This window comes from Olleya aquimaris, from assembly GCF_003259525.1.
In the GTDB taxonomy this organism is placed as follows: domain Bacteria; phylum Bacteroidota; class Bacteroidia; order Flavobacteriales; family Flavobacteriaceae; genus Olleya; species Olleya aquimaris.
On sequence record NZ_QLLO01000001.1, the window covers coordinates 142549 to 158820 of the forward strand.

The 16272-nt window shown below is 30.9% G+C and carries 17 protein-coding genes and 1 tRNA gene; 12 read left to right on the top strand and 6 right to left on the bottom strand.

What is annotated here, in order from left to right; all coding sequences use genetic code 11:
* Positions 1 to 17 precede the first annotated feature (17 nt).
* A complete protein-coding gene (locus LY08_RS00605; RefSeq protein WP_111658494.1) occupies positions 18 to 1652 on the top strand; it encodes a S41 family peptidase in 1635 nt (544 codons plus the stop codon).
* Between the two features lie 60 nt (positions 1653 to 1712).
* Entirely contained in the window at positions 1713 to 2591 is an 879-nt protein-coding gene (locus LY08_RS00610; RefSeq protein ID WP_111658495.1) for an OmpA family protein, read from the top strand.
* Here LY08_RS00610 and LY08_RS00615 read toward each other — a convergent pair.
* From LY08_RS00615 to rpiB, 3 genes are all read right to left on the bottom strand, one after another.
* On the bottom strand, positions 2588 to 3031 hold the full coding sequence (locus tag LY08_RS00615; protein WP_111658496.1) for a GNAT family N-acetyltransferase: 444 nt from the start codon (positions 3029 to 3031) through the stop codon (positions 2588 to 2590). The genes LY08_RS00610 and LY08_RS00615 overlap by 4 nt on opposite strands.
* A gap of 104 nt (positions 3032 to 3135) precedes the next feature.
* On the bottom strand, positions 3136 to 4053 hold the full coding sequence (locus LY08_RS00620; RefSeq protein ID WP_111658497.1) for a cation diffusion facilitator family transporter: 918 nt from the start codon (positions 4051 to 4053) through the stop codon (positions 3136 to 3138).
* 1 nt (position 4054) lies between these two features.
* Positions 4055 to 4489, bottom strand: coding sequence for a ribose 5-phosphate isomerase B (rpiB, locus tag LY08_RS00625; protein ID WP_111658498.1), 435 nt, complete (start codon positions 4487 to 4489; stop codon positions 4055 to 4057).
* Between the two features lie 700 nt (positions 4490 to 5189).
* On the opposite strand from rpiB, the gene LY08_RS00630 reads away from it, so the two are divergent.
* The 5 genes from LY08_RS00630 (at position 5190) to LY08_RS00650 (ending at position 9549) form a co-directional block, all read left to right on the top strand.
* Positions 5190 to 7427 (top strand): ribonuclease R family protein, encoded by a 2238-nt coding sequence (locus tag LY08_RS00630; RefSeq protein ID WP_111658499.1) that lies wholly within the window; start codon positions 5190 to 5192, stop codon positions 7425 to 7427.
* 114 nt (positions 7428 to 7541) lie between these two features.
* Positions 7542 to 7844 (top strand): YbjQ family protein, encoded by a 303-nt coding sequence (locus LY08_RS00635; RefSeq protein WP_111658500.1) that lies wholly within the window; start codon positions 7542 to 7544, stop codon positions 7842 to 7844.
* Positions 7845 to 7975: 131 nt separating this feature from the next.
* On the top strand, positions 7976 to 8653 hold the full coding sequence (locus LY08_RS00640; RefSeq protein ID WP_111658501.1) for a LysE family translocator: 678 nt from the start codon (positions 7976 to 7978) through the stop codon (positions 8651 to 8653).
* A gap of 11 nt (positions 8654 to 8664) precedes the next feature.
* Positions 8665 to 9189 (top strand): GldL-related protein, encoded by a 525-nt coding sequence (locus LY08_RS00645; RefSeq protein ID WP_111658502.1) that lies wholly within the window; start codon positions 8665 to 8667, stop codon positions 9187 to 9189.
* Between the two features lie 9 nt (positions 9190 to 9198).
* Positions 9199 to 9549 carry a ribose-5-phosphate isomerase gene (locus LY08_RS00650; RefSeq protein WP_111658503.1) on the top strand — a complete coding sequence of 117 codons (351 nt, stop codon included), beginning with the start codon at positions 9199 to 9201 and terminating at the stop codon, positions 9547 to 9549.
* Positions 9550 to 9778: 229 nt separating this feature from the next.
* Here the strand turns inward: LY08_RS00650 and LY08_RS00655 are convergent.
* Together LY08_RS00655 and folB are read right to left on the bottom strand one after the other, a co-directional pair.
* Positions 9779 to 9849: transfer RNA gene (locus LY08_RS00655), tRNA-Cys, on the bottom strand.
* A gap of 40 nt (positions 9850 to 9889) precedes the next feature.
* On the bottom strand, positions 9890 to 10261 hold the full coding sequence (gene folB, locus LY08_RS00660) for a dihydroneopterin aldolase (RefSeq protein ID WP_111658504.1): 372 nt from the start codon (positions 10259 to 10261) through the stop codon (positions 9890 to 9892).
* A gap of 147 nt (positions 10262 to 10408) precedes the next feature.
* Here folB and LY08_RS00665 point away from each other — a divergent pair, with 147 nt between their 5' ends.
* The 4 genes from LY08_RS00665 (at position 10409) to LY08_RS00680 (ending at position 14514) form a co-directional block, all read left to right on the top strand.
* Complete coding sequence (locus LY08_RS00665; protein ID WP_111658505.1) at positions 10409 to 12412, top strand: glutamine--tRNA ligase/YqeY domain fusion protein; 2004 nt, start codon at positions 10409 to 10411, stop codon at positions 12410 to 12412.
* A gap of 90 nt (positions 12413 to 12502) precedes the next feature.
* The gene (locus LY08_RS00670) at positions 12503 to 12994 is read left to right on the top strand and encodes a DUF1761 domain-containing protein (protein WP_111658506.1); all 492 of its coding nucleotides are present in this window, start codon (positions 12503 to 12505) and stop codon (positions 12992 to 12994) included.
* A gap of 67 nt (positions 12995 to 13061) precedes the next feature.
* Positions 13062 to 14219 (top strand): GNAT family N-acetyltransferase, encoded by a 1158-nt coding sequence (locus tag LY08_RS00675; protein ID WP_111658507.1) that lies wholly within the window; start codon positions 13062 to 13064, stop codon positions 14217 to 14219.
* A gap of 85 nt (positions 14220 to 14304) precedes the next feature.
* The gene (locus LY08_RS00680; protein WP_111658508.1) at positions 14305 to 14514 is read left to right on the top strand and encodes a hypothetical protein; all 210 of its coding nucleotides are present in this window, start codon (positions 14305 to 14307) and stop codon (positions 14512 to 14514) included.
* Positions 14515 to 14565: 51 nt separating this feature from the next.
* Here LY08_RS00680 and LY08_RS00685 read toward each other — a convergent pair whose 3' ends face one another.
* Positions 14566 to 15486, bottom strand: coding sequence for an SPFH domain-containing protein (locus LY08_RS00685; RefSeq protein WP_111658509.1), 921 nt, complete (start codon positions 15484 to 15486; stop codon positions 14566 to 14568).
* Between the two features lie 77 nt (positions 15487 to 15563).
* Here LY08_RS00685 and LY08_RS00690 point away from each other — a divergent pair, with 77 nt between their 5' ends.
* Positions 15564 to 16247, top strand: a complete 684-nt coding sequence (locus LY08_RS00690; RefSeq protein ID WP_111658510.1) for a hypothetical protein — start codon at positions 15564 to 15566, stop codon at positions 16245 to 16247.
* Positions 16248 to 16272 lie beyond the last annotated feature (25 nt).

Sequence of the window (16272 nt, forward strand, 5' to 3'; positions counted from 1 at the left end):
AGAAACACATATTACAAATGAAAAACTTACTAAAACGACGCATTTTAATTCCAATATTTGCTGTCACTATCCTGTTTACAGGAACTGCATTTAAGAACGATTTTTTTGAAATTGCTAAACAAATAGAGATATTCACCACGCTTTTTAAAGAGCTGAATATGAACTATGTAGACGAAACTAATCCAGCAGATTTAATGGATAATGCCATTAAAAACATGTTAAACGATTTAGATCCTTACACTAAGTTTTATAACGAGCAAGATGTAGAAGCAGAACGCATACGTCGTACAGGAGATTACACAGGTGTTGGTGCAAGAATAAGAACTCTAGAAAATAAATTAGTAATCGTTGAGCCATACAAAGGATATCCTGCAGATAAAGCTGGTTTAAAAGCTGGTGACGAGATTATTGCTGTAGATGGAGTGTCAGTATCTGGATATGATGGTGATGCCTCTAACTTACTAAAAGGAGCACCAAACTCTGCTTTACAAGTAACTTACAAGCGTCAAGGAAAAACTAACACAACATCAGTTACACGATCTGAAATAGAAATTGATGCTGTGCCACATTTTTCAATGATAGATGATAAAACAGGATACATCGTTCTTCAAAAATTTAACAATAAAGCTTCTTTACAAACAGGTTACGCCTTAAAAGATCTTAAAGCTCAAGGCGCAAAGCAAATTATATTAGATTTAAGAAGCAATCCAGGAGGATTACTTAATGAAGCTGTAAATGTAGTTAACCTTTTTGTGCCAAAAGGTCAATTGGTAGTAACCACAAAATCTAAAGTAAAAAAATACAACAAAACATATTACACAAAAAAAGAACCTGTTGATACTGAGATTCCTGTAGTGGTTTTAATAAATGGTCGTAGTGCTTCCGCATCAGAAATTGTTGCAGGTACACTTCAAGACATAGATCGTGCGGTTATTGTGGGATCTAGAAGTTTTGGAAAAGGGTTGGTACAACGTCCAAAAAAGCTAACTTATGGTACACAGCTTAAAGTAACTATCTCTAGATATTATACACCTTCTGGAAGATGTATTCAAGCTTTAGATTATTGGAACAGAGACGAAAATGGTAATGCTGTTCGAGTAAAACAAGAAAATTATAACGTATTTAAAACTAAAAACGGTAGAAAAGTATTTGATGGTGGTGGAGTGTTTCCAGATGAAGCGGTTGATGTTACAAAAAACACAGCTATAACTGATGCAATCTTAAACAGTCAAAGTATTTTTGATTTTGCAACTAAATACTATTACTCTAATACAATAGATGATATTTCAGATTTTAATTTTTCGGATTCAGAATTTAATGCCTTTAAAAACTACTTAAATACTACAGGTTTTGAGTTTGAAACCGAAACTGAAAAAGCACTAAAAAAAGCGTTAGAAGTTGCTAAAACCGAAAATCTGGACGATGACATCAACAGAGATTATAAAACCTTAATTACTAATCTAGACAATTCTAAAGCAAAAGCTGTAGAGGATAATAAAAAGCAACTTATAAATTTATTAACCGAAGAAATTGTTAAGCGTTACGTATACAGAGAGGGTTTATATGAGTATTATAAAACTAATGATGAGGCTATTAATAAGGCAAGCGAAATACTTTCAAATCCTTCAAAATATAATAGATATTTAAACTAAAAGACCACAAAAATTTTAACATATTTAATTTTTGGTATATTTAATGTTAGTTTAAACGTTATGAAGCACCTTTTACTATTCATATTACTTAGTACATCTATGGTTTTTTCTCAAGAAGAACTAACCCATGATGTCTACTTTAATACAGACGAATATGACGTCCCTTTAACAGAAGAAAACCGAATACTGCTGTTTATTTCTAGCTTAGATACCATTCCTATCCAAAAAATATCTATTTATGGGTTTTGTGACGATAGAGGCTCTGACGATTATAACCTTGAACTCTCTCAAAACAGAGCAAATACGATAAAAGAATTGTTTTCTGGTTATGGGATTGATGAAAGCTTAATTACCAACGTTAATGGTAAAGGTGAAATTTTGTTAAAAGTATTAAATGAAGAAGAGGTCCATAAAATTAGAGGTTTAAACCGTAAAGTTGAAATAATAGTTACCCCTAAGACAGAAGAAAAAAAACCTAATGAAAAACCTGTTGAAGTTGTTAAAACAGAAGAGGAAAAACCTAAAGAAAAAAAGAAAAAAACGACTGAAGATATTGCTAAAGGCACCATAGAAAAAGGAGATAAAATTATTTTAGATAAAATATATTTTAAAACTAGTTATAGTTACGTTACTCCAGAATCTAAAAAAACTTTAGAAGATTTAGCAAAGTTATTAGTAGAAAAAAAGAATATTTATTTTACCATTCAGGGTCATGTGTGTTGTACACAAATGAGTCGTGATGCTATTGATAAAAAGACAAAAAAACGAAACTTATCTGTTGCGCGTGCTAAGTATATTTATGATTATTTAGCAAAAAAAGGCGTCAATAAAAAACGTATGAAATATGTTGGTATGCGTCGTAAATTTCCCCTTGGTGGTGACCCAAAATTTGATAGACGTGTCGAGATTTTAGTGACTTATGTTGCTAAGGAAGATTAAGTTTTAATCATTGCAACATGAGGGATTCCGTCTTCTAGGTACTCCTCTCCTACTTCAAAAAAACCTAAATTATTATAGAAACTTTTTAAATAACATTGTGCCGAAATTTTTATTTCGGTTTGCTTGTAATAGGTTTTTATGGCATCAATAGACGCTTTCATAATAGCATTACCGTATTTATGATGTCTTTCGTTTTCTGCAACCACTACTCTACCAATACTTGAAAATTTAAAATAATCTCCTGGTTTAAAAAGACGTGTATAAGCCACCACTTTGTTATTTTTAAAACCAATAACATGTAATGCTTTTTGGTCTTTACTATCAATATCTTGATATACACAATCCTGTTCTACTACAAACACTTCGCTTCTAAGCTGAAGAATATCGTACAACTCTTGAGTGGTGAGTTCTTGAAAGGTTTTTACTATAATATTTAGCATATATATTTATTTGGCTAGTTCCAGTAATTAGACGTAGGAGAATTGTATCGAGAACTGTTTAAAATGTCTAGTTTAATTTAAAAAGACAAATTCCAACGCAGGAACTAGTCTTGAACAATCACATCCTTAGCATCATCCTTATCATATTCTGGTTGGATATTAACGTGATTAATTTCAAATTTATGATATAATAATTCTTCAACCTTATGTAAAATATTATCAAACTCTGACAAAGTAATATCGTTTTCAAAATCGATATGCGCTTCAAAATGAATTTCATCTTCATTTAACTGCCAAACATGTATGTGATGGACGTTTTTAATTTCCGCGAAAGCGTTAATTTCTTTTACAATCTCATCTACAGGAATTTCATCTGGAGTAAACAACATCAATACTTTAGTGGATGCTTTTAACAAATCAAATCCCATGTATATTAGGTATAATGCAATTGCTAAAGTTAAAGCGCTATCAACCCAGTAGATTTGGTAATATTTCATTAATAAACCACCAATAAACACTGCAACACTTGCCATCATATCTGTTAATAAGTGTAGATATGCACTGCGCATATTCATGTTAGATTTACTGTCATTTTTAAGAAGCAACACGCTAAATCCATTACCTAAAATAGCGATTAAAGATAACCAGATAACTAAATTACTTTTAATGTCTTGTGGGTTTTGAAAACGCTCTATAGCTTCAATAATTAATAATACTGCAACAATAATTAAAGTTGCTGCATTAATAAAAGCTGCAAGTATTTCGGCACGTTTATAACCAAAGGTTTTATTTAAAGAGGCTTTACGTTTAGATAATCTGTCTGCAACATAACTTACAATTAAAGATAATACATCACTAAAATTATGTAAAGCATCACTTAATAAGGCTAAACTACCAGAAAGTATTCCGCCTATTACTTGAGCAACAGTAATAAGTATATTTAAAAAGATAGAAATTAAAAGATTACGTCCTTTTACATTTCCATGATCATGAGAGTGGTTATGTGAGTGCGAATGACCCATTTTAACAACTTAAAGGTATTTTGTCCACACGATTTTGGTGACGTCCTCCTTCAAATGTAGTATCTAAAAACACTTCAACCATTGCTATTGCTTGTTGTACAGCTGTGTAACGTGCAGGAATACAAATAATATTAGCATTATTGTGTTGTCTAGTTAGTTCGGTAATTTCTTTAGTCCAACATACACCAGCTCTTACCTGTTGATGTTTGTTAGCGGTCATTGCAACACCATTGGCGCTTCCACATATTAAGATTCCGAAATCTACTGCTTTGTTTTCTACATCTGTAGCTACTGGATGTACAAAATCTGGATAATCTACACTATTATTAGTATCTGTACCATAATTAGTAATAGTATATCCTTTGGCTTCTAAATGTTTAACGATTGCAAATTTATAGTCAGTACCTGCGTGATCGTTTCCTATTGCTATTTTCATTGTAGTAGTGTGTTGTTTAGACTTCAAAGTTAATAATTGCTTACAAGTATTAATAACTAATACAAGGTAACTTATTCATAAAAATTAATTTTGTTTTTGTTTCTAAAAATAAAGTGCTTCCATAGATTGTTAACTTCTCATGGTTTAAATATTCATTACTTGTTAATATCTTCTTATTCTTTTTTAAAACTTTTATTAGGATTATAACTTCTTTTTTACAAGCTAAAATAGGTTATTAACTACCAAAAAAGTTAGTCTTTATTTTTTAGTCATTTATAAGCATAAAAAAGAGGTTAATACACAGTAAATTTTAAATTACTTATTAAAAATTAACCGTTAATAGCTAATATTAACAATTGTTAATAGCGCACTTAAGTTACTTAAAAATAAGAGTTTTAACTAGCTAATAAATTGTTAATAGACTGGTTTAAGTATTAAATCAAATTAAAATCTTAAAAAGTTATACCGCTATTAACAAGCAATAATCATCATCATTATTTTTTAAAATTTTTAAAAGAAATAAATGATATATAATATAAATGTGGATAAGTCTAAAATTTCAATTTAATAATTCTTTAATATTGATTTAATATTAAAAGCGTAGCTTTGCATAAACTTAATACCCTCTCTTCTCTTATATTAAGTTAGAAAATAACAGAATTTCAGTTAACTTTAGAAATTCAATACATTAAAAAATTACATGAGTAAAAAGAAACACAGGAAATCATCAAATAACAAGATTTCCAATCTAACAAATACTATTCTAGGTATTTTAAAAAAAGATAGAAACCAATCCTTTAATTATAAACAAATAGCTGCTAAACTTGGGGTTAACGATGCTAGTAGCAGAAATCAAATTATAAAAACACTTGCTAAACTTGCTTCAAAAGAAGAAATTGAACAAGTAGATCGTGGTAAGTTTAAAGCTATTGTAAATACCGAGTATCATACTGGTATTTTTGATGCTGCACAACGTGGTAACGGTTACGTTATTTGCGATGCTTTTGAAGATGATATTTATATAGCATCTAACAATGTTAATAAAGCTCTTAATGGTGATGAGGTAGAATTATATGTTTATAAACGCAGAAAACAAGGTAAACTTGAAGGTGAAATAACCAATATAATTAAACGAGCTAAATCTGAATACGTTGGTATTATCCAAATACACAAAAACAAAAATTTTGCTTTTGTAGTAGTGGATGGTAATAAAATGCATACAGATATTTTTGTACCTATTAACAAAACTTTAAAAGCAGAAGATGGTGACAAAGTTGTAGTTACCATGGAGGATTGGCCAGAAAAAGCCGATTCGCCAAATGGACGCGTCATTAAAGTTCTTGGAAAAGCGGGAGAACATAATACCGAAATACACGCTATACTTGCAGAATACGGTTTACCATACGAGTTTCCACCAGAAGTTGAAGACTATGCAAATAACATAGATTTAGACATTAAAGCAGAAGAAATTGCAAAGCGTCGAGATATGCGTAAAGATTTAACCTTTACTATAGATCCAAAAGATGCTAAAGATTTTGATGATGCGTTATCTTTTGAAGTCTTAGATAATGGGTTATATGAAATAGGAATCCATATTGCAGATGTGTCACACTACCTTAAAGAAGGAACCGTTTTGGATGACGAAGCGTATGAACGTGCAACCTCTGTATATTTAGTCGATCGTGTGGTACCTATGTTACCAGAAATACTCTCTAATGGAGCATGCTCGTTACGTCCACATGAAGAAAAATACACCTTTTCTGCAGTATTTAAAATAAATGATAAAGCCGAAATTAAAGACCAATGGTTTGGTAGAACTGTAACCTACAGTGATGCACGATTTGCTTACGAAGAAGCACAAGCTGTAATAGAAAATAATACAAATTTTACGGTTACTGAGCGTAGTCTAAGTGATATTAAAACCGAAATTCCAGAAGACGTTTCACTAACAGGAAAAACTTATAATACACAACCAGAAATTGCAGAAGCTATCCTAGTTTTAGACCGATTAGCCAAAAAAATGCGTAGTAAACGTATGCGTGAAGGAGCAATTAGTTTTGATAAAGTAGAAGTAAAATTCTCTTTAGATGAACAGTCTAATCCAGTTGGAGTACATTTTAAAACCAGTAAAGATGCTAATAAGTTAATTGAAGAATTTATGCTTCTAGCCAACCGTAAAGTATCTGAGTTTGTATCTAAAATGAAACCACCAAAAACGTTTGTGTATCGTGTACATGATGAACCAGACGAAAGTAAGTTAGCAGCCTTACAAGGTGTTGTAGCTAGATTTGGACATAAATTAAATTTTAAAAGTCGCGATAATATAGCAGCTTCTTTAAATAAATTATTGTCTGATGTACAAGGACAGAAAGAGCAAAATTTAGTAGATACATTAACTATACGTACCATGTCTAAAGCAGAGTATACCACAAATAATATTGGACATTACGGTTTAGCTTTTGATTATTATAGTCACTTTACCTCACCAATTAGACGTTATCCAGATGTGATGGCACATCGTTTATTACAACGCTATTTAGATAAAGAAAAATCTGCAAATGCAGAGGTGTATGAAGAAAAATGTAAACACTCTTCTAACATGGAATATCTTGCAACTAAAGCAGAACGCGACTCGATTAAGTACATGCAAATTAAGTTTATGCAAGACCATCAAGACGAAGAATTTGTTGGTGTTATTTCTGGAGTTACAGATTGGGGAATTTATGTCGAGATTATTTCTAATAAATGCGAAGGTATGGTTAGAATTAGAGATATAAAAGACGACCATTATGACTTTGATCAAGATCAGTTTGCATTAATTGGACGCGAAACTAAAAACATGTATCAACTTGGTGATGAGGTTGTAGTTAAAGTTAAACAAGCAGATTTAGTTAAGCGTCACCTTGATTTTGAATTAATAGGAAAATATGAAGAATAAAGTCATTGCAAGGCACGAAGCAATCTTTTTAAAAACTTGTAAGTATTCTTAAAATAGTTTTTAAAGCTGTAACATTTCATTAAATTTAACTACCAATAATAAAAATTAGCAACCATGGTTTTAACAACAACAAACTCTATTGAAGGTTTTAGAATAATAGAATATAAAGGGATAGTTTCTGGAAATTCTTTTGAAACTAAAACTAAATTTTCTTTTAAAACAGAAAAGAATAAAGCATTAATGGATGATGTTATTAATGAAGCTAAAGAAGTAGCTTTTCAAAAGTTAAAATCTAATGCTAAAAACTTAAATGCTAATGCAGTTGTTGGTATTAATGTAGATTTTGAAACCGTTAATGGATCCTATTTTTTTGTTTCAGTTACCGGAACAGCAGTAAGTGTAGCAACTGATAAATAATAATTAAAATTAACCTTAATAACACGTAAAAGCTTCAAATTATATTTGAAGCTTTTGTATTTTATGTACTATCTACTTATGTGTTAATTAAATATTTTCTTTACTTTGTAATTCACGTATGTAAATAATTCATGTTAGACGATATTCTTAAAGCAATTCCACTTGGTATACTATTATCTTTTACCGTAGGTCCTGTTTTTTTCGTTTTATTAGAGACTAGTGCTACTAAAGGTGCAAGAAGTGCATTAATTTTTGATGCAGGTGTGATTTTAGCAGATATATTATTTATTGTTATCGCTTATTTTAGTACAGAAAAACTGGTTGGTAAAATAGAAAAAGACCCTAATTTTATCATTTTTGGAGGTGTTTTATTAGTTATTTATGGTATCATCACTTTTATAAAAACATCACGCTCCTTTAGATCTATAGTTAGAGAATATCATAAAATAGAAATCAGAAAAGGCTATGGAAAACTCTTCCTTAAAGGGTTTTTACTAAACTTTATAAATATTGGTGTATTACTAGGTTGGTTAGGCTTTATAGTATTAGCTAATACAATTACCTCTTCAGAAAATGGAGTTATTGTGTTTATAAGCACTATGTTAATTGCTTATTTTTTAACAGATTTAGTAAAGATTGCAATTGCTAAACGATTAAAAAATAAATTAACACCTAGACTTATTTTTAAAACTAAAAAGATAATAGCTTTAGTTATTTTAGGATTTGGAATCTTACTATTAGTTCAAGGTTTTTTTCCTGAAGAAAAAGAAAAACTTAAAGAAAAATTAGAGCAAATTAATCCTTTATAACTTTTATATATTTGGATAATTCTCAGTCTAAAAAATTAAGTTTACTACTTCGTATTTGTGTTTCAGTTTTATTAATTGGAGCCTTATTTAAAATTAGGCATTGGCCATATTCTAATGTATTAATTAGTAGTGCAATTGTTGGGATTTTAATCTTTTATCCTGTTCGATTTTTTTTAAAGCCACAAAAACATAGTATGGATTATGTTAAACTAGCAATGGTTTTGTTATGGTGTTTAATTTATGGTACAAAAATTTTTCATCTATATCTTCCTCCTTTAGTTTTTAATATTCTACTAGCACTATTGTTTGGATGGTGGTTTATTAATCAGGGCACAGCGTATATTACAGATAGAAAATTTAAAGTTAGTACTGGTTTACAATACATGTATTATGTGTTAGCTGTATTTAGTATAGGCTGTGTTGTTTTGGGTACTATATTTAAAATTCAGCATTGGCCATATGGTTCTTTCTTGTTTACTATTGGAGTAATAGGTACTGCAATACTGGTTATTATTGACTATTTTGTAAGAGAATAATTAGTTAGTATGCCAAAAACACAATACCATATTTACGTTGTAGAACTCAAGAAAAAAGTATTTACAGAGCATGCTAAGTTTAGAGCTGCAAACCCACAATTTAATGGTGTTTTAGAGTGTTTATATGTTGGTATGACTAGTAAAACACCTCAAGAGCGTTTTTTACAACACAAAACTGGTTACAGGAACAAAAAAGGATATAAACTATCGTCTAACATTGTCCAGAAGTATGGTAGTTATTTAAGACCAAGTCTTTACAATCATATTGATCCAATAACAACTAGAGCAGAAGCTTTAAAAATGGAAGAAGCGTTAGCATTAGAGCTTAGACGAAAACGTTACGCGGTTTGGTTTAATTAATAAATTCCTTCGTAATCATTGTAATCTTATCTTTAAAAACAAATGTCATTACAAGCAAAGAAGCAATCATTTCGTTCTTAAAAATTTACATTTAAAAAACCCTCAACATGTGTTGAAGATTTCTTTCAAACGTCGAATAAAACTCTCGAATCGCTGTACTTATCTTAATTTAAATTTTCTTAAAATTTATAAATAAAAAAACCCTCAACATGTGTTGAAGGTTTCTTAGAGGCGTCGAGCGGATTCGAACCGCTGTACAAGGTTTTGCAGACCTCTGCCTAGCCACTCGGCCACGACGCCATAATTGAGGAGCAAATATAAAAATATTTAACTTTTTACACTACTTCGCACCTACTTTTCTTTTTTCGGTTAATTCTATCGTAACCATTTGCACATCACCACCAATAGGAGGATTAATCTTGCTTACCGCAACCGTTGCTACAGTAATTAATTGGTCTTCTTTAAAAATTCGGTTTAAAATACGTTTAGCAACATGCTCTAAAAGTGCACTAGGTTTAGCCATTTCTTCAACCACCACTTTATTTAAAAACACATAATCTACTGTATCTGCTAATTGATCTGAAGAGGCACTTTTTTGTAAATCGGCAGTGACTTTTAAATCAACCTTGTAATCGCTACCAATTTTAGTTTCTTCTTTTAAGCAACCATGATACGCGTAAACTCGTATATTTTCAACTTTTATAATTCCCATTTTGTATTTAATTTCTGCAAAAATACCTAAAATACTGTTCTACTTAATTTTTAAATGCTAGAGGAATTCATTTCAACTAAAAAATAACTAATTTTACATCCAATTATAAGTATTGATTAATAACAATAATCAATAAAAAAAACAGGTATGTCTGAAGATAAAAAATCACTCAATTTTTTAGAGCAAATTATAGAAGAAGATTTAGCTAATGGTTTAGACCAAAGTAAGTTACGTTTTCGTTTCCCACCAGAACCTAATGGGTACTTACACATAGGTCACACTAAAGCTATTGGAATTAGTTTTGGTTTAGGAGAAAAGTACAATGCGCCTGTAAACCTACGTTTTGATGATACCAATCCAGCTAAAGAAGAACAAGAATATGTAGATGCTATCAAAGAAGATATTACTTGGTTAGGTTACAAATGGGCTAACGAGTTATACTCCTCAGACTACTTTCAAATTTTATTTGATTGGGCTGTAAACATGATTAAAGAAGGGAAAGCGTATGTGGATTCTCAATCTTCAGAAGCTATGGCAGAGCAAAAAGGGACACCAACACAACCAGGTGTTGATGGACCCTATCGCAATAGAAGTGTAGAGGAAAACTTAGACTTATTCATGAGAATGAAAAATGGCGAGTTTGAAGAAGGCGAACATATTTTACGTGCTAAAATTGATATGCAACATCCAAATATGTTGATGCGTGACCCTATAATGTATCGTGTGTTAAAAAAGCATCACCACAGAACAGGAAACGATTGGTGTGTCTATCCAATGTACGATTGGACACATGGTGAAAGCGATTATATCGAGCAAATTTCCCATAGTTTATGCTCGTTAGAGTTTAAGCCTCACAGAGAGCTTTACGATTGGTTTAAAGAGCAAGTATACACTTATGCTAAGGACAAGTATCCAATGCTTCCTAAACAGCGTGAATTTGCGCGTTTAAACCTTAGCTATACAATTATGAGTAAGCGTAAACTACTTAAACTAGTAGAAGATGGAATTGTAAATGGTTGGGACGATCCACGTATGCCAACCATTTCTGGTTTACGTCGTCGTGGCTATACTCCTGCTGCAATTAGAAAATTTGTAGAAACTGCAGGCGTTGCAAAACGCGATAATATTATAGATGTAGCATTATTAGAATTTTGTATTAGAGAAGACTTAAACAAAAAGGCACCTCGTGTTATGGCTGTTTTAGATCCTTTAAAAGTAGTTATTACTAACTATCCAGAAGATAAAGTAGAGTGGCTAGAAGCAGAAAACAATCCGGAAGATGCGTCTGCTGGATTTAGAAAAATACCTTTTTCTAGAGAAATTTATATCGAAAAAGAAGATTTTAAAGAAGAAGCTAGTAATAAGTTTTTTAGATTAAAATTAGGTGGTGAAGTTAGACTTAAAAACGCCTACATTATTAAAGCAGATCATGTAGTAAAAGATAGTAATGGAAACATTACAGAAGTCCATTGTACTTATTCTGAAGACACAGAACGCAGTATAAAAGGCACATTACATTGGGTAAGCATTAAACACGCTATTAAAGCAGAGGTTAGAGAATATGACCGATTGTTTTTAGACGAAGCACCAGATAGTCATGACGATAAAGATTTTATGGAGTTTATTAATCCAAACTCATTAAATATTATTGAAGCATTTGTAGAGCCAAGTTTAGCAGATGCTAAAGTAGGAGAGCAGTTTCAATTTCAACGTTTAGGATATTTTAATGTTGATAACGATTCAAAAACAGGTGCTTTAGTGTTTAATAAAACGGTTGGGTTACGTGATAGTTGGGCAAAACAAAAGCCAAAGCAAAACAATGCTCAAAATCAGCAAAAACCACAAAATAACCGTCCAGCAATAGAGCAAATCAAATCCTATGGTAAAAAATATGATAGGATGAAAGAAGAGCAACAAAATAAGGCTAAAGCCGAAATACAAGCACTAGCTAAAGATGTCGATTACAAAGACTTAGAACCCTTGTTTGGGACTTCTGTTAAAAAGACAGGAACACGAATTATTACCATGATAACGCTAGGAGTGCTATTAGAAAATGGTTTAGAAAAAAATGATGCTATACATGATTTTATTAACAAAGCGTTAGAAGATAAAAACCAATTATTAGTTGCAGAAGCTAAAGCAATAGGATAATATTTAATCTATTAATTATCAAACCGCTAAGGATAACCTTAGCGGTTTTTTTGTACATTTAATACTTACTAACTAATAAATTAAAAAATTATGGAACAATTACCTATTAATCCACTTGCAATTCCTGTTGCAGCTGTTGCTGCATTATTTATAGGGTTTATCTGGTACAATCCTAAAGTATTTGGCATTGTTTGGATGCGTGAATCTGGAATGACCGAAGAGAAAATTAAAGGCGGAAATATGGCAGTTATTTTTGGATTGGCGTTATTTTTTGCAGCTTTACTAGCTATTTTATTAATGCAATTTACAAACCATCAATGGGGTGCATTAGGTATGGTTGGTGGAGATCCAACGTTAGCTAAAGAATCTTTTAATGTATTTATGGAAGACTATGGTACAGCTTATAGAACCTTTAAACATGGAGCATTTCATGGATTATTGTTTGGAATTTTTGGTGCCTTACCAATAATAGGAACAAATGCTTTGTTTGAGCGTAAAAGCTGGAAATATATTTTAATTAACACAGGTTATTGGATTGTTACTTTAATGGTTATGGGAGCAATCATTTGCGGATGGGTGTAAATTTTATGTAACTTTCTAAACAACATAAAGACTGATAGTGTAACTTTCAGTCTTTTTATTTGCACTTTTGATACACTTTAAAATTTATAACTCAGTAAACAACCTTCCTAAGTCTTGGGATAGTTTACTGACTAATGATGTGCTTTTAAAAACACCGTTTTTAAAAGCATTAGAGTGCTCTTGTCCACAAAACATACATACCAATTATGTTGCAGTTTATAAAAATGAAGTATTAGTAGGAATAGCCATTATCCAGCGTGTCGAGATGTATATAGAGGATGTGTTCAGAAAAACATCCGATAATGCATTAAAACGTATCGGAAAAGCTATCATAGCTAAAATAGTAAGAGGCAACGCGTTAATTGTTGGTAATTTAATGCATACAGGACAACATGGACTGTTTTTTAATTCAGAAGTGGTATCTCAATCTATTTTTTTAGAAACTGTTTTTAAAGTAATAGATCAACTTACCATTCAGATTAAAAAAGATTTAAAAAAGAACATCAGAATTGTTGGGTTTAAAGATTATTTTGAAACTGATAGCATCCATCAACACGTCCATCTTTTCACTAAAAATCATTTATACAAAGTCCAAGTACAACCCAATATGATTATGGACATTCCTGACTCATGGAATAGTATTGATAATTATATTTTAGCACTAGATAAAAAGTACAAACGACGCTATAAAACAGCTCTTAAAAAAGCAAGTCAAATCACTAAAAAAGAAATGAATTTAGATGCTATTGATGTTGCTTCTACACAATTATACAAATTATACAAATGTGTGTCCGATAAAGCAAAAGTTAACTCTTTTGTATTACACGATAGACATTTTTTCAACTTAAAAAAAGAATTAAAAGACCAGTTTAAAGTATATGGATATTATCTAAATGAAGAACTAGTAGGTTTTTACACGCTTATTTTAAACAATCAAACATTAGAAACTTATTTTTTAGGGTATCAAGCAGAGTTACAACAACACTATCAGTTGTATTTAAACATGTTGTATGATATGCTAACCTTTGGTATAGATAACCATTTTAAAAGGATTGTGTACGCCAGAACAGCTATGGAAATTAAAAGCTCTGTTGGAGCTAAACCACACACCATGCACATTTACATGAAACACACTAATAATTTTATAGCAAATAACGCTTTAAAATTTATTGTGAAAACACTTAACCCTATAAAACAATGGGAGGAAAGGCACCCATTTAAATAAAATTTTAATAAAGCTTTAATATTTTATTTTTTGAAATGTTATTAACTTAAATTATTTTAAATCAATAATTTAAAACATTTTAATTATGAATACGATACAGGGTTTATTAACTAAAATATCAGAAAAAACTAGAGAAATAGAAGAGCATTATCCAGAGTTGCAAAAATACCTTAACGAAACAAGAATTACTTTACCACATGGAGATGATGACTCTCCAGAAATAAATAAAGAAGCTTTAGAAAACCATTTAAATAGCTTAACCGAAATGGTTGAAAAATATAAAGCACATAAATAAAAAAAAAACCTCATTTTAAATGAGGCTTTTTAAGATACATTAAAAATAGTATTACTCTTTCTTTTTAGCATTTTTCATTGCTTCACCAATCTGGTTACTAGCAGTAAAACTTGCAACCATATCATTTAGCATATTACTTCCTGCTTGTGGCGAGTTTGGTAATAAAATTAAGTTTGTATTTGTTTCGCTTCCAATAGCTTGTAAGGTGTCATAATGTTGTGTAACAACAATTAATGCAGATGCTTCTTGACTATTAATACCTACTTTATTTAATACCTCAACAGATTCTTCTAATCCACGTGCAATTTCTCGTCTTTGATCGGCAATACCTTGACCTTGCAGTCGTTTACTTTCTGCTTCTGCTTTTGCTTTTTCAACAATTAATATACGTGCTGCATCACCTTCGTATTGAGCAGCAGTTTTTTCTCGGTCTGCAGCGTTAATACGGTTCATTGCAGCTTTTACTTGTGCATCAGGATCTATATCTGTTACTAAAGTTTTAATAATATCAAAACCATAATCTAACATCGCATCATTTAATTCTGTTTTTACAGCAATTGCAATGTCATCTTTTCTAACAAATACGTCATCTAATTTCATTTTTGGAACTTCCGCACGCACAACATCAAAGACATAACTTGTAATTTGCTCGTGTGGATAATCTAACTTATAAAACGCATCATAAACTTTTTGACTTATAACACGATACTGTACAGAAACCTTAAGTCTTACAAATACGTCATCTAAGGTTTTTGTTTCGATAATAACGTCTAATTGCTGAATTTTTAAACTTAAACGTCCTGCAATTTTATCAATTAGCGGAATTTTTAGGTGTAATCCAGATTGTCTAATACTGTGGAATTTACCAAATCGTTCTATAATAGCTGCTGTTTGTTGCTTAACAACAAAAAAAGCAGAAATCAATATAATTAGACCTAAGACTACAAATGGGATTAATGCTACATTGTTCATGAAATACGGTTTTTAATGGTTATACTAAATGGATTACTAAATTAAGTTATATTTGCTCAAAACTCCCTTAAATTAAAATGAAAAAACTTCAATTCATTGTATTAGTAGCACTAACATTAGGTTTTGTTACAAAAAACTTTTCGCAACACGGAAATTACACTATCCAGAATGGCTTTGCACTAGGAGGAGGAATCACACAGTTTGATATTATTACAGATAATTTTAAAACGACAAAAGGAGATGGTTGGATAGGCCATATGTCTGCAACTGTAGACATACCTCAAAAATGGTATAATATAAGCTACGGTATGCAATTGTCCGAAAACACCCTAAGTCTAAATGGATTAGCATCAAGCACATCTTCTACGTTTCAACCTATAGACTACAAGGTTTTTGCGGTTCAAGTGGCTTTTTTATGGCATGCCAAACCATTTAGAACACCACATTTTACTATTGATTTTGGTCCTATGGTTCAATATAATAGTGACCTAGAATTAAGTAATGATAATCAAGAAGATTTTATAATAACAGATTTAGACACCGTTTTAGCCAAAGATGTTAAAGAGTTAAACAACTTTAATGTTAATGGAGCAGTAGGAGCTACTTTAGGATTTGGACACTTTAAGGTTAAGGCGCAATATATCTATGGATTTACCAATATTTTAGGCGCTTTTAACGATTCTGATTTTAATCAAACATTAAACAGACAGTTTAAAGGAAACCAAAGTATGTTAGCTTTTTCGGCAATGATTACTTTCTAAAAAACGATACTATAAAAAAAGCGAG

Coding starts and splice junctions, on each gene's coding strand:
- LY08_RS00670 (WP_111658506.1), top strand. CDS start 12,503: ATGGAACAATTACCTATTAATCCACTTGCAATTCCTGTTGCAGCTGTT.
- LY08_RS00620 (WP_111658497.1), bottom strand. CDS start 4,053: ATGGGTCATTCGCACTCACATAACCACTCTCATGATCATGGAAATGTA.
- LY08_RS00665 (WP_111658505.1), top strand. CDS start 10,409: ATGTCTGAAGATAAAAAATCACTCAATTTTTTAGAGCAAATTATAGAA.
- LY08_RS00690 (WP_111658510.1), top strand. CDS start 15,564: ATGAAAAAACTTCAATTCATTGTATTAGTAGCACTAACATTAGGTTTT.
- folB (WP_111658504.1), bottom strand. CDS start 10,261: ATGGGAATTATAAAAGTTGAAAATATACGAGTTTACGCGTATCATGGT.
- LY08_RS00680 (WP_111658508.1), top strand. CDS start 14,305: ATGAATACGATACAGGGTTTATTAACTAAAATATCAGAAAAAACTAGA.
- LY08_RS00640 (WP_111658501.1), top strand. CDS start 7,976: ATGTTAGACGATATTCTTAAAGCAATTCCACTTGGTATACTATTATCT.
- LY08_RS00630 (WP_111658499.1), top strand. CDS start 5,190: ATGAGTAAAAAGAAACACAGGAAATCATCAAATAACAAGATTTCCAAT.
- LY08_RS00610 (WP_111658495.1), top strand. CDS start 1,713: ATGAAGCACCTTTTACTATTCATATTACTTAGTACATCTATGGTTTTT.
- LY08_RS00685 (WP_111658509.1), bottom strand. CDS start 15,486: ATGAACAATGTAGCATTAATCCCATTTGTAGTCTTAGGTCTAATTATA.
- LY08_RS00615 (WP_111658496.1), bottom strand. CDS start 3,031: ATGCTAAATATTATAGTAAAAACCTTTCAAGAACTCACCACTCAAGAG.
- LY08_RS00650 (WP_111658503.1), top strand. CDS start 9,199: ATGCCAAAAACACAATACCATATTTACGTTGTAGAACTCAAGAAAAAA.
- rpiB (WP_111658498.1), bottom strand. CDS start 4,489: ATGAAAATAGCAATAGGAAACGATCACGCAGGTACTGACTATAAATTT.
- LY08_RS00635 (WP_111658500.1), top strand. CDS start 7,542: ATGGTTTTAACAACAACAAACTCTATTGAAGGTTTTAGAATAATAGAA.
- LY08_RS00605 (WP_111658494.1), top strand. CDS start 18: ATGAAAAACTTACTAAAACGACGCATTTTAATTCCAATATTTGCTGTC.